13 protein-coding genes are annotated in these 13134 nt (G+C 67.6%); 9 read left to right on the forward strand and 4 right to left on the reverse strand.

From position 1 onward, the window contains the following. The first annotated feature begins 9 nt into the window (after positions 1-9). From BLU09_RS19765 to BLU09_RS19785, 5 genes are read left to right on the forward strand one after another with little or no spacing between them, the layout of a single operon-like run. Positions 10-882 (forward strand): MXAN_0050 family toxin nuclease, encoded by an 873-nt coding sequence (locus BLU09_RS19765; RefSeq protein ID WP_186817690.1) that lies wholly within the window; start codon positions 10-12, stop codon positions 880-882. 25 nt (positions 883-907) lie between these two features. Next, a complete protein-coding gene (locus BLU09_RS19770) occupies positions 908-1492 on the forward strand; it encodes an MXAN_0049 family immunity protein (protein ID WP_090491106.1) in 585 nt (194 codons plus the stop codon). A 6-nt stretch (positions 1493-1498) separates the two neighbouring features. Next, on the forward strand, positions 1499-1855 hold the full coding sequence (locus BLU09_RS19775; RefSeq protein WP_090491107.1) for a hypothetical protein: 357 nt from the start codon (positions 1499-1501) through the stop codon (positions 1853-1855). A 52-nt stretch (positions 1856-1907) separates the two neighbouring features. After that, positions 1908-2492 carry an imm11 family protein gene (locus BLU09_RS19780; protein ID WP_244171870.1) on the forward strand — a complete coding sequence of 195 codons (585 nt, stop codon included), beginning with the start codon at positions 1908-1910 and terminating at the stop codon, positions 2490-2492. Positions 2493-2524: 32 nt separating this feature from the next. Continuing rightward, positions 2525-3109 carry an imm11 family protein gene (locus BLU09_RS19785; RefSeq protein ID WP_090491109.1) on the forward strand — a complete coding sequence of 195 codons (585 nt, stop codon included), beginning with the start codon at positions 2525-2527 and terminating at the stop codon, positions 3107-3109. On the opposite strand, the gene BLU09_RS19790 is transcribed toward BLU09_RS19785, so the two are convergent. After that, positions 3066-4187, reverse strand: coding sequence for a hypothetical protein (locus BLU09_RS19790; protein WP_186817691.1), 1122 nt, complete (start codon positions 4185-4187; stop codon positions 3066-3068). The two genes, BLU09_RS19785 and BLU09_RS19790, sit on opposite strands and share 44 nt — an antisense overlap. Before the next feature lie 119 nt (positions 4188-4306). Here BLU09_RS19790 and BLU09_RS19795 point away from each other — a divergent pair, with 119 nt between their 5' ends. From BLU09_RS19795 to BLU09_RS19805, 3 genes are read left to right on the forward strand one after another with little or no spacing between them, the layout of a single operon-like run. Then, on the forward strand, positions 4307-4771 hold the full coding sequence (locus BLU09_RS19795) for a DUF4150 domain-containing protein (RefSeq protein ID WP_090491111.1): 465 nt from the start codon (positions 4307-4309) through the stop codon (positions 4769-4771). Next, positions 4768-6111: a TIGR02270 family protein gene (locus tag BLU09_RS19800; RefSeq protein WP_090491112.1), complete on the forward strand. Its 1344-nt coding sequence runs from the start codon at positions 4768-4770 to the stop codon at positions 6109-6111. Before BLU09_RS19795 ends, BLU09_RS19800 begins: the two co-directional genes overlap by 4 nt. Positions 6112-6151: 40 nt before the next feature. Next, a complete protein-coding gene (locus BLU09_RS19805) occupies positions 6152-8830 on the forward strand; it encodes a hypothetical protein (protein ID WP_090491113.1) in 2679 nt (892 codons plus the stop codon). Positions 8831-8846: 16 nt separating this feature from the next. Here BLU09_RS19805 and BLU09_RS19810 read toward each other — a convergent pair whose 3' ends face one another. Then, on the reverse strand, positions 8847-10712 hold the full coding sequence (locus tag BLU09_RS19810) for a glycoside hydrolase family 15 protein (protein WP_090491114.1): 1866 nt from the start codon (positions 10710-10712) through the stop codon (positions 8847-8849). Between the two features lie 23 nt (positions 10713-10735). Continuing rightward, positions 10736-11821 carry a glucose 1-dehydrogenase gene (locus BLU09_RS19815; RefSeq protein ID WP_090491115.1) on the reverse strand — a complete coding sequence of 362 codons (1086 nt, stop codon included), beginning with the start codon at positions 11819-11821 and terminating at the stop codon, positions 10736-10738. Positions 11822-12033: 212 nt separating this feature from the next. Between BLU09_RS19815 and BLU09_RS19820 the strand changes: the two genes are divergently transcribed. Further along, a complete protein-coding gene (locus BLU09_RS19820; protein ID WP_244171871.1) occupies positions 12034-12600 on the forward strand; it encodes a hypothetical protein in 567 nt (188 codons plus the stop codon). Positions 12601-12628: 28 nt separating this feature from the next. Here BLU09_RS19820 and BLU09_RS19825 read toward each other — a convergent pair whose 3' ends face one another. Beyond that, positions 12629-12982, reverse strand: a complete 354-nt coding sequence (locus BLU09_RS19825) for a hypothetical protein (RefSeq protein WP_090491117.1) — start codon at positions 12980-12982, stop codon at positions 12629-12631. Positions 12983-13134 lie beyond the last annotated feature (152 nt).

Genomic DNA, 13134 nt, shown 5'->3' on the forward strand with positions numbered 1-13134 from the left:
GGTACGCGCATGAGCAACCTGAGTGCGAGCGAGATGAACACGGAGCTGGCGCAGCGGCTCCTGTCCATCTTCGAGCGAAGCAGGGACCGGAAGTACACGGCGGCCAAGGCGGCGAAGAAGAAGAAGCCGAAGCCCGCGGCCAGCGCCGCGGATGACGCCGACCACGTGGACGACAGCGCCCCGCCCCGGGGAGTACTCGGCAAGGACAGCGACTACGCGCAGAACGGCTCTGACTACATCGCGTCCCTGGACGGGCGTGACGTGTACCGCGTCTTCGACCACTCCTACCTGGATGAAATCCGGGACCTAGTGAAGCAGACCGCTGAGTTCCCCGGGGGGCCACCGGAGAACTTCAACCCGAGGGCCAAGGACAAGGACAAGAAGCCCGCGCTCCAGAAGTACCCGTACGCGTGGGAGGCACACCACATCCTCCCGGGCTCGGCGTTCTACTACGAATTGGAGGACGGCCCGGTCTTCACATACCGGCAGCTCCGCCTCATCCTCCAGTCCGACTACAACCTGAATCACGGTCACAACATCATCATGCTGCCGGACCAGGCTTGGGCCGTGCCTGTCCACGCGCTGCTGCAACATCCAGGCGACCATCCCAACTACACGCAGCAGGTGATGCGGGACATGAAAACCATCGCCCAAAAGCTTCAGAAGGCGATCGACTCTCAAAAAGAACACAAGGCGTTGATCGAGGATGTTTTTGACCAGTTGCACAAGCTGGAGAACAAGTACTGGAAGCTCCTCGTTGCACTGAGCCGAGCAGTTGTGGCCTCGGTCACCGCAGGCAAGGAGTACAAGCACGCCCTTGTGCGCTATGCCCCGAAGGACAAGAAGGCCAAGAGCCGTTATGAGTGGGGCTCTCTCTATTAATTGAACCAGTCATTCGAGATTTTTCGTGAAATATTTTGTATTCAAGGTCATGGCTGAAGAGGCGGGCTACATCGAGAAGCTTCCGAATGGCAGCCCTACTGATTGGAAGTTCCACGAAGGCATCAGCCTTGCTAAAGACTTTCCAGCAGGCGGGGAAGTTTCGTTTTCAAAAAACTATCCCGACAATCGAAATCTCTATGATTTTCAACCCAATATCATGAGCAACCTGCTCGTCTCGGGACACGCACGCAAGATCATCGAGTCGCTCGGTGTCACCAATGCCGAATGGCTTCCGGTCACCATCAAGGATCATCAGGGCAAGGTCGTGGGTCCGGACTATGCATTCCTCAATCTCCTGGGTGCCGAAGACGCCATCGACATGGAACGCTCGGAGTACGAGATGGACTCCCTCGAGAAAGACCAGATCGGGAATATTGATGCGTTGGCTCTGAACACCAGCGCCATCCGTCCCGACGCAAAGATGTTCCGCTGCACGAAGGAACGCCGTCTCATTCTCATCCGTGAAGACGTCCACGCTGCTTTCGAGCAAGCGGGCCTGACCGGCTTCAAGGTCTACGAAGCTGAAGGCTGGGACGGACTGGAGCTCTGACCCATCATGTTCGAAGCCAATTGCATAGAAGAGCAGCCCTCCGACATCGTCGCTCGAGTTCTGACAGAACAGTCTCCGTGCTTCGTCACCGCACGCGAGGGCGTCCGGGGGGTGCTGGTACCCCTGGATGAGGTCTACACGGAGGTGATGGAGGCGCATCCGCGCGTCATCAATGCCCGGATGAAGGACCTGGTCCGCCCAGGCAAGGACATGGCCATGTACTGCGTCCAGGTCAGCCTGTCTGATGAAAAGGACGCCATCCGCTTCCTGGACGAGGAAGGAGAGCCGGTGCTCGCCCTGGTCGGTGCCATGCGCTTCCTGCGCTGGCTTGAGGAGGACGGAGAGGTCGACGAGGAATCATGAAGCACCGTCGCCAGCGGCGAGTCCGGCATCTCATTCAGGATGGGGTTCGTCCGTGAAGTACTTCGTCTTCAAGGTCATGGCGGAAGAAGCTGGATTCATTGATGCCTATCCTCGTGGAAGCCCAGCAGACTGGAAGTTCGAAAAAGGCATCAGCCTCGCCAAGGATTTTCCAAAGGGTGGCGAGGTTGCCTTTTCCGATAACTACCCGGACGACCGGAACCTCTATGACTTCCAGCCGAACTTGATGAGTGACCTGCTCGTCTCGGGACGTGCGCGTCAGTTCATCGAATCGCTCGGCATCACCAACGCCGAATGGCTTCCGGTCGTGGTCAAGGACCACGAAGGCGCAGTCGTCGGTCCCGACTACGCCTTCCTCAACCTCCTCGGTGCCGAAGACGCCATCGATATGGCCCGCTCGGTCTACGAGATGAATCACATCGCCAAGGACCAAATCGGGCTTATCGAACAACTGGCCCTCAGTCCCGACAGAATCAGCCCTCATGCCAAGATGTTCCGATGCAGGACGTATCGTCGGCTCATCCTCGTTCGCGAAGACACCCTCGCGACATTCCAACGCGCGGGGCTGACAGGTTTCAGAACCTACGACGCCGAGGGATGGGACGGCGTGGAACTCTGAGCGCCTTTCGGGCCCAAGGAGACCGATACACCATGAAATACTTCGTGTTCAAGGTCAGGGCAAAAGAGGCGGGTTTCATTGATGCCTATCCTCGTGGAAGCCCCACCGAATGGAAGTTCGCTGAAGGCATCAGTCTCATCCATCAGTTTCCTGTCGGGGGTGAGACTTCCTTCTCCCCAAGCTATCCAGACAACAGGAACCTCTATGACTTCCAACCGAACCTGATGAGCGACCTGCTTGTCTCAGGCCGCGCGCGCAAGCTCATCGAATCCCTGGAGGTCACCAACGCGGAATGGCTTCCCGTCGTGGTCAAGGACCATCAAGGCGCGGTCGTGGGTCCCGATTACGCCTTCCTCAATCTCCAGGGGGCCGAAGACGCCATCGACATGGAGCGGTCGGTCTACAGGATGAACGCCATCGCCAAGGACCAGATTGGCCGCGTGAAGAAGCTGGCCCTGAAGTACGACGCCATCTCCCCGCAAGCGAAGCTGTTCCGCTGCACCATGGAGCGCCGCCTCATCCTCATCCGAGAGGACGTGCACGCCGCCTTCGTCCAGGCGGGCCTCACCGGCTTCAAGGTCTACGCAGCCGAGGGTTGGAACGGCCTGGAGCTGTGAGGTGAATCACGGCGCGCTCCCCTGCTTCCGCGGAGGAGAGCACCAGCACCGACGACGTGGGCGCGTAACCTCGCGCCAGCCCCCGGAAGACCATCGCCGTGGCCACCGCTCCCGAGGCCACCCCCGTGTGTCCGAAGCTCTTGGCCGGCATCCACACCGCGCCTTGCTCGAAGCGGGCGTCTGTCTCCCTGAGCCGGACCTGGAGCATCCCCCACTCAAAGGCGCGCGCGTATTGCCCGTCGTGGTCCGACACCATCAACGGCGCAGACGCGTCCTGTCCCAAGGGCCCCAAGGCCACGAGGACCTGCCGCGCCAGTTCCTGCCCGTCCGGTGGCTGCTCCCCATCCAGCGGCGCCGCGTCGCGTCCCTGCGCCACCCGCACCACGGCCATGGAGGACTCCGCGGTTTCCTCGCGCGTGAGCAGCAAGGCCACCGCGGCCTCCCCCGCCATCAACCCCGTGGGCCGACCCGGGGTCTTCAGGCGCTGCTGCTGGTGCAGCAACGTCAACGTCTCCGGGGAGATGAAGCTGTCCACCGCGCAGAAGAGCGCACGCTCCACCTTGGACGCCCGCAGGTCCTCGCCCGCCGCGGCCAGCGCCTGGGCGAAGGCCACGTTCCCCGTGGGGAACGCGCGCACCAGCCCCTTCCACGCAGGCCATCCCAGCGCCTGCCACGTCCCCTTCACCAGCCGGTCCACCAGCCGCGCGATGCGCTCGCGTGCGTCGTCCGGATCTTCCTCGGAGGGGTCCTTCCCCGTCGTGAAACCCCGTGCCTCCGGGTCAGGCAGCACCAGGTAGAGCCCCACGCCGGGCCCCAGCGCCGCGACGTCCACCCACGTCCCCAGGTCCACCAGCGCTTCCGCCAACAGCGCCACCAGCCGCCCCACGCCCGAAAACCCCAGCGTGGCTTCTCCCGCCGCGTGCACGGTGACGGGGCTCGGCGCCTCGTCGCCCTTCAGGAAGACCTCGAAGTCCGGCGCCGCCGAGGGCCAGGACATCCCCGCACGGAACGCCGCCGAGGCAGGCACCAGCCCCCCCAGCGACGACGCCATTCCCATCGCCTGGACCCATCCCAACATGCGCGACACAGCCTCCTACAACGGAGGGACAGCCTTCCACGGCACGATACAACGGGCCACCACCCTGGCTCGTGCCATGAGACCAGGAGCGATACACTCCCGGGCGAGGAGCCATCCGCATGAGCGCGACCGTTGGCGTCAACAAGCTGTCCGTCGTCCACAAGGACACCGGAGGGACCACCATCGCCTTCCCGGACGTCTGCAAGACGCCCAGCCCCGCCGGTCCCGTGCCCATTCCCTACCCCAACGTCGCCATGTCCTCGGACACGGCGAAGGGCACGACGAAAGTCTCAGTGGATGGCAAGCCGGTGTGCGTCGAGGACTCGAACTTCAGCACCAGCACCGGCGACGAGGCGGGCACCGCGGGCGGTGGCGTCGTCTCCGGCAAGACGAAGGGCAAGGCCGAGTTCGTCAACTACTCCTTCGACGTGAAGTTCGAGGGCAAGAGCGTGGCGCGGACCTTCGACCTCATGCTCCACAACGACAAGAACACCCCGCCCGCGCCGCTGCTCCAGGGGCCGGTCATCGCGCTCGGCAAGAGCGACACGAAGGCCCGGTGCCTCGTCTGTGAAAAGGAGCTGTGAGGCCCTTGTCGCCACGCCGTCCAACGGTCCGCTGGGAGCTGCTGGAGCGCCACCTCGAGGAAGCCGAGTTCCTGTGGACGCAGTGGGAGCACGGCCTCTGGAGCCCGGAACTCACCCTGGCCTCGCTGGCCGAGGGCGATGAAGGACGTCTGCGGGCCCACCTGGATGCACTCGTGCTGGGAGGCAGCGCCGCCGCCACGCGCTTGCTGCTCCCCGCGCTGACCTCCGAGGACCCCGCGCGCGTGGCCAGCGCGGCCTGGGCCCTGCTCTCCGCCGAGGACGCCGACTGGCGCGAGCCTGTGTTCCAACAGCTGGAGCAGGGAGCCGAAGAGACGCACCCGGGCCTCCTCCGCGCGCTGGAGCTGCTCGACCGGCCGGACCTCCACGCCCTGCTCCTGAAGAAGCTGCCGACGTTGCAGCCAACGCTCCAGGCGGGAGCGCTCCGGGTCGCGCGCGTCCGTCACCTCGACACGAGCGCCGCGCTCGAGCAGCTCGACTGGGAGGCCGACCCGGCGCTGCATGCCGAGGCGCTTCGTGCCCTTCCCTTCGCTCCCAGGACGCAGACAGGGGATGCTCGGCTGTCACGCGCCCTGGGCCATGCCCATCCCACCGTGAGCACCGCCGCCCTGGAGACCGGGTTGCTGCTGGGCTCGCGTGAGGCCTGGGAGCACGCCCGAGGTTCCTCGTCGCGCGGCGCGCTCCTCGCGCTCGCCGTGGCGGGTGAGTCGAAGGACCTCGCGGGCCTCCTCGCGCGCCTGAAAGACGGCTCCGCACCGGCGGAGGTCATCTGGGCGGTGGGCTTCAGTGGCAGGCTCCTGGCGGCCGAGGCGTTGCTGCCGCTGCTGCGCGATGAGGCCCAGGGCCCGCTGGCCGCGGCCTCCTTCGCCGCCATCACCGGACTCCCCATGGTGCCTCCTTTCCTCATGGAGGCACCCGCTGACGAGGAGGAGGACGCGGAGGAGGAGGCCGAACCCGAGGCCGAGGACCTCCAGGCGTGGCTCCCCAGCCCCCGGGTGCTCCCCGGCGAGGTGGACGCCCAGGCCGTGGAGGCCTGGTGGGCGCGGCGGCGCGGCGGCTTCACGGAAGGCGCGCGTGTCCTGAGGGGCACACCCCTCACGGTGGAGGTGCTGGTCAGGGCCCTGGAGACCGAGCCCATGAGGCGGCGCCCGTCGCTCGCATGGGAGGCGGCCCTGCGCGGCGGGGGCACGCTCCAGATGGAGTCCCGGCAGTGGACGCGGGTGCAGCGCGAGCAGGCGCTTCCCCTGCGGGGGCAGCGCCCGGAATGGCTCGCCCGGGCAGGGAGCTGGCCGCAGGGCCGCCGAGGCGACACTCCCGCCTGATGGGGTAGAGGCATGCCGCCTCGGTGGATAGGGTGCATCCATGGCAACCTGGAGCCCCACTGCCTTCGTCCGCGGACTCGCGTCGCTGCGCGCCTTCGCCAACGCCGAGCCGGAGCTGTCCGCGAGCGCTCGTGCCGACTTTCCAACGACGTGGACCGACGAGCAGTTTCCCTGGATGAACGCCACCCTGATGGCGTGGACCCTCCATGGACGGGAAGACGCCGAGGGCCGCACCGCGGCGGACCGTCAGCTCCTCAGGGAAGGGCAACGCCTGTCGCGCGCCGAGCGCGGCTTGCTGTCGGCCCTGGCCGCGTCCTGGTGCTCGGTGTTCGAGGTGGAGGAGGTGCGGCTCGGCCAAGGACTGCGCTTGAGGGACCTCGTGCTCGACGAGGTGCTGGAGGTGAAGGAGCGCAGCCTCACCACGCAGGTGACTCGCTATGACTTGATTGCAAGCTGGGTGATGCCCACCGAGGACCACCTGGAGCTGGTGGGAGGCATCGTCTCGATTCCCCGCCCCCTGCGTGAGCACGTCGTCGTCGCCGCGCGTCACGCGTTCGCCACCCATCAGCAGCCTCCGGCCGACGACGTGCCCGGCCGCCGCAGGCAGGCACGGCGGCTGGCGCCCTTTCTCTTCACGCGCGTGCTGGAGCTGCTCACCACCGAGCGGCCACTCCTCAACTTCGAGGACGAGCCGCTGCGCCTCTGCACCGCGCGCTTCCGCATCCGCCACCCGGCGAAGGTCGAAGAGCGCCTGCGCCGGCACGACGGCTTCACCCGTGAGGGCAAGGGACTCTACAACTGGGAGGGTCCTCGGGCGGCGGTGTGGGGTTCCCTCACGGTGGAGGGCAAGGTGCTGGTCCTCACCACCTACTCCGCGCAGCGTCTGGAGAAGGGCAAGGCCCTGCTGGAGGAGTTGCTGGGCGCGGAGGCCGAGCACGAAGAGGACACGCTGGGGCCGGAGAAGTCCGTCCGAGGAGAGCCCGCGCGCGCCCTGCCAGACGACGCGCCCCCCCAGTTGGCGGACGCATTCGCGTTGACGCTCGCACAACGGGCCCGGGAGGAGCTGGCCCGGGGAATCCCCGCCTGGGGTGGAAGGAGCGCCAGCGACCTGGTGCGCTCCACCGAGGGCCGCGCCCAGGTGCTCGAATGGCTGAAGGACTGGGAGTCGCAGGTGTCTCACCTCTCCGACGCCGCGGACCTGCTCTGGGATGACCTCTACGCGGAGCTGGGTCTGTCGCGTGACGAACGCATCCCGCTGACCCAGGTGTACACCTCGAAGGAGGCGCCTTCCCTCGAGCCCATCCGCGCGGAGCTCACCACCACCGAGCTCCCCGAGGACCTCTCTCTTGAACCTCTTCCTCGCCGCCGGGCCTTCCAGGATGCCGCCCAGCGGAAGCCGCGGCGGAAGCCCCCGGCGCCCGAGCTGGAGCCAGGGGCCCTCTATGCCTTCAAGCTGGGCCCCATCGACGTCGGCGTGGACGGACGCACCTCCATCTACGTCGCGGTGACGTCCGAAGGTGAGGCGCTGCCACCCGTGTTCGAGCGCCGCGACGCGAAGGGCCTGGAAGGCCTGGCGAGGGACAACGCCGAACTCAAGCGTTACTGCGAAAGCCGGCTGGCGCGGGCTGGAGCCGCCCACGGCTTCGCGTCGCGGCCCATGCCGGACTCCGTCACCCGGTTCCGGGCGGCGCTGGCCCTCCAGATGCACTGGGCCTCGGTGGAGCCGGGCTTGATGGTGATGCCAGAGGTGACGGAGGCACTCCTCGACGCCACGGCGGCGCTCATCCGCGCGGAGCCCTGGGAGGAGTGGACGAACGAGGAGGTCTTCACCGTGCACCTGGAGGGTGCCGTGCGGGGCACCCGGGAGCTGTCCGTCATGGGGAGTGGAGGCAGCGAGTTCGGCTTCGCCCTCTTCGACCGGGCCGGCTCCGTGGAGCGGATGAGTATGTCCGGCCTGCCGGGCGGCAACGTCGACGTGCTCATCCCGGACTCGCTGGGCGTGACGCTGGAGGACGCGCCGGACTGGGTGGTGAAGACGGTCAAGGACGTCACCGGCCTGCCCTTCGTCCCCGACGTGATGCGCGTCCAGCGCAACACACCGCGCCTGGGCAACGCCGAGGAGCTGGTGCTGGCGGCGGCGGTGGCCCAGGCGCTCGCCCTGGCACGTCCCGAGGAGCGCGAGGTGGACGTGGAGCTGAAGGTTGGAGACCTCCAGGTTCGGGTACGGCTGGAAATCCCCCTGCCGCTGCTGACGGGGAGCTACGTGGGAAAGCTCGACCTGCTGTCGCTGGCCACCCGGCGGCCCAAGGCGAGCCACGCGCCCACGCGCTCGCTCCCCACGAAGAAGGTCTCCGAGACGCTGCTCGAGTTCGCCAAGCCCGTCCTGGACGACGTGGAGGACTCGGAGGACCCGCAGGCCGAGCTCTTCACCTGCCTGGCGCTGGCCCTGAGCGCGTGGAACGCCGTGGTGCAGGACACCTGGGAGCCGGAGAAGGGCTGGGTGGAGCGGGCGCGCGCCACGCTGACGCGGATGCCCCGAGACGTCCGGGAGATGATGCTCCACGACTTCGAGCTGCTGGTGGAGCGCAAGCGGCGCCACTTCGCGGACGACCCCCGGCTGCTCGACGCCCTGGACATCGTCCAGCGGCCGGATGACCTCGGCGTGCGCCTGGCCGGCGTGGTGACGCCAGGCGCCTGGTCCGAATTCGTGGGCGTGTAGGGCGCATGACGCGGCCTCAGTCGCGCCGGCCCAGCGTGCGGTCCAGGTTGTAGGCGGAGCTGATGAGCGCCAGGTGGGTGAGCGCCTGCGGGAAGTTGCCCAGGGCCTCGCCGGACATGCCCGTCTGCTCCGCGTACAGGCCCACGTGGTTGGCGTAGCCCAGCATCCGCTCGAAGATGAGCCGCGCCTCCTCCAGCAAGTCGGGCCGGGCCACGCTGGCGCGCGTCATCGCCTCCACCAGCCAGAAGCTGCAGAGGTTGAAGGTGCCCTCGCTGCCGGCAATCCCATCCAACGTGGCCTCCACGTCGTAGCGGAACACCAACCCGTCCGACGCGAGGCCGCCTTGGGATGGCGGCTTGCGCATGACGTCCAGCGTCTGGAGCATGCGCGGGTCCACCGGGGACAGGAAGAACACCAGCGGCATCAGCAGATTCGCCGCGTCCAGCGCGTGGCCGCCGTAGTACTGGACGAAGGCGCCCCGCTCCGGGTTCCAGCCCTTGTCCATGATGTCCTCGAAGATGGTATCCCGCACCTTGTGCCAGCGGGCCCGGTCCGCCGGGAAGCTGCGCTTGTCCGCCAGCCGGATGGCCCGGTCCACCGCCACCCAGCACATCAGCTTCGAGTACACGAACTGCCGCCGCCCGCCGCGCACCTCCCAGATGCCCTCGTCCGGCAGCTCCCAGTTGTCACACACCCAGTCCACCAGCCGCCGCAGGTGCCGCCAGAAGTCATAGGAGATGGGCGCCGCGTACTTGTTGGACAGGTACACCGAGTCCATCAGCTCGCCGTAGATGTCGAGCTGCAACTGGTCCGCCGCCGCGTTGCCGATGCGCACCGGGCGCGCGCCGCCATAGCCCGACAGGTGCAGGAGTTCCTGCTCCTCGGGCACGCGCTTGCCGTCGATGCCGAACATCAGGGGCAGCGGCCCGTCGTCGTACTCCGCGCAGCGCGCCTCCACCCAGCGCATGAAGGCCGCCGCCTCCTGCTTGAAGCCGATGCGGAGGAACGCGTACACGGTGAAGGCCGCGTCGCGCAGCCAGCAGAAGCGATAGTCCCAGTTGCGCGTTCCGCCCGGTGACTCCGGCAGGCTGCAAGTGGGCGCCGCGACGATGGCGCCCGTGGGCGCGAAGGTCATCAGCTTGAGCGCCAGCGCCGAGCGCTGCACCGTCTCCCGCCACCGGCCCGTGTACTGGCAGCCCGACAGCCAGTGGCGCCAGTACTCCACCGTCTCCCGGAAGAGGTCCTCGGAGGACTCATGGTTGTGCACCACCGCCTCGCAGGACGTGCGCGCGCCCGGGTGCAGGGAGAAGACGGCGGACTGGTTCTCATGCAGGGTGAAGGACGCGGTGACGCCCCGCTCCGTCTTCTTCAGCTTCACCGACGAGGACAGCGTGAGCTGGAGCGTGTCAGAGGAGAAGGTGGCTCCGCTGTGGATGAGCTTCGTCTCGTGCGTATCCCGCGCGTAGTTGAAGGCCGGGAAGCACTCCATGCGGAAGACCATCTGTCCACGCACCACCCGCACGCGCCGGAGGATTTCCCGCTCCTCCTTCATCCCCTTCCTGCCCGACATGGGCATGAAGTCGACCAGCTCGCCCACGCCATCCGGCGTGTAGAAGCGCGTCACCAGGACGTTGGTCTCCGGCCAGTAGAACTGCCGCTTCATCACCCCGTCGGGCTCCGGCGCGATGCCCCAGTGGCCTCCCCTCTCACGGTCCAACAGCGCGGCGAAGACACTGGGACTGTCGAAGTGCGGAAAACAAAACCAGTCGATGGTGCCCTCGCTGCCCACCAGCGCCACCGTCCGCAGGTCGCCGATGACGCCATGGTCCTCGATGGCCACCGGCTTTCCCGTCACCGAAGCGCCGCTGCTTCCCGTTGCCATGCGTCACTCCTTGTCGAAGGGGGTCAGATGAAACGGATGACGTCCTTGATGCCGCCGGACTTCTTGCCCGTGACGACGTCGCAGAAGTCCTCGGGCGAGTGACTGGCGCAGATGAGCCGCTCCAGCCCCCCAGGCCAGCGGGCCTGGAAGTGCCGCAAGTCCTCCAGCGCCATGTCGAAGTCGACATCCGCCGCGTTCACCGTGCCCACCAGCACCTGGTTGCCCAGCACCACGTCCTTGAGCACCGGTGCCACGTTGAAGGGCTCCTCCTTCGACGGCACGCCCGTGAGGATGCAGACGCCGTTGGGGCCCAGCGCCTTCAGCGTCTCCAGCGCCGCCTTCGCCACGCCCGCGGCCTCGTAGATGACGTCCGCGGCGCCGACCCTGCGGACCAGCTCCTCTGGCCGCACCTCCTTCGAGGAGATGTAGGGCACCCCCATCGCTTCCGCTGCCTCGGCCTTCACGTTGGGCTTGGGACTGCGCGAATACACCGTGGTGGCATAACCCCGGCGCGCCAGCGCCATGGCGCCCAGCAGCCCCACCGGCCCCGCGCCCAGCACCACCGCGCGGCCGGGGCCCGCCCTCCAGGGCAACCGGTCCTGGAAGCGCTCCAACTGGCGGAGGGCCTTCTCCGCGATGGTGAGCGGCTCGGTGAGCACCGCCACCTCGCGCAGCTCCGCGGAGACCCGGTGCAGGTAGGCCACGTCCTCCACGAAGGACTCGGCGCCGAAGCCGTGAGCGCCCTTGATTCCCCGCTCGGTGTAATCGCCGGTGATGCAGAAGTCCGGATGGCCCCCGCGGCACGGCGGGCAGGTGGCATGCGGGCACGGCCGGCGCACACGGGGCACCACCCAGTCCCCCCGGCTCAGGCCCCGGACGGCCTCGCCCACCTCCACCACCTCGCCCAGACACTCGTGGCCCAGGATGAGGTGGTCCGAGCCCGGCGGCGGGGAGCCGTAGACGAACTCGATGATTTCCTTGTCCGTGCCGCACACCCCGATTTCCCGCGTCCGCACCTTCACCTCCGTGGGGGACTGGATGCGGGGCTCGGGGGCGTCGGTGATGACACGCACCTCGCGCTTCTGGGGGAAGACGGCCACGGCCTTCATACGGGCTCCTTGCGATGCACGTCCCGGCACGCGGCCAGACGTGGACCAGGACACGGTGATGCCTGCCAGGTACGGCTGCTCGCTCAGACACGGACCCGTGGCGGCACGGGCCCGCTGGTGAACAGCGCCCGCTCCCACGTTGCCCAGGGGTCAACGCTGTGCATGCACGAAACCGCTGCCCACCCGGCCCGCCCGGGTCTATGAGGAGAGGTGTGAGCGAGCCCCAGTCTTCCTACGCTGCTGACGAGCCGCGCCGCAGCCGCACCACGGCCCTTGCCGCGGCGGCGTGCGTGCTGCTCGCCCTGCCCTTCCTCGTGCTGGGCCCCTACCTGCTCAGCGCCCAGGCCCGCGTGGAGCTGCGGTGCCAGCCCGGCGGCGTGTGCCTGCTGTTCCATTCCAGCTGGCTCACCCGCGACGAAGTGGCCAGCTTCGCGATGAAGGATGTGCAGGGCGTCAAGGTGGACCGGACCCGCGCCGCCCGCCGCAACCGCGTGCCCATCTTCCGGCCCACGCTGGTGACGGCGTACGGCGAGTACCCCCTCTTCTTCCAGTGGACCACCGAGGAAGCGGAAGCCACGCGCGTGGAGGCACAGTTGGAGCAGGCCTTCGCGAACCCCGACGGAAAGACGGTGGAGTTCGTCCGGGATGACCGCAACGCCTCCCTGCGCGTGGGCGGCGCCTTCAGCGGCGTGGGCGTACTGCTGCTCGTCTTCGCGACGTGGCTGGGGTTGCGAACGCGGACGCACCTGCGCACCGAACGGGCGCGCCGCGCCGCCTGAGCACCCCCCGGGACGAAGGGCCTTCGCCTCAGCCCCCTGCGAGCAGCGGGACGCCGACGAAGCGGGCCAGCGCGAAGCCCGTCGTGACGCAGAAGGCCGCGCCGAAGCGCTCCAGGTCGAACCGGAACTTCCAGTCCCACAGCTTCACCTTCTGGAAGCCGGCCACGACGGCGCCCACGACGAAGGGGGCCAGCAATCCCACGGGCCACGCCAGCCACTCGTCGTCGATGAGGGGCTCGGCGGAGAGGGCCAGGCTGCCCGCCCCCAGCAGCACGCCCAGGCCCAGCAGGAGCATCAGCCCGGCGGCGCCGAAGCGGCTCTTGTCCGAGTAGGTCGCCAGAACGCCCCGCATCAGCTTGATAATCCCGTCGTCCTCCAGCATGCCCCCATGTCTAAGACAGCCGGGCAGGCGATGAAAACACGCGTCTGAAGCGTCACCAGGTTCTACCGGGTGGGACGAAGGCCGTGGGCCACGAGCCCCTCTCCGCGCGCAAAGCAGGCGAGCAGGCCATGAAGCCCTCAACGGGCCTTTTG

This window comes from Myxococcus virescens, assembly GCF_900101905.1.
Lineage (GTDB): Bacteria > Myxococcota > Myxococcia > Myxococcales > Myxococcaceae > Myxococcus > Myxococcus virescens.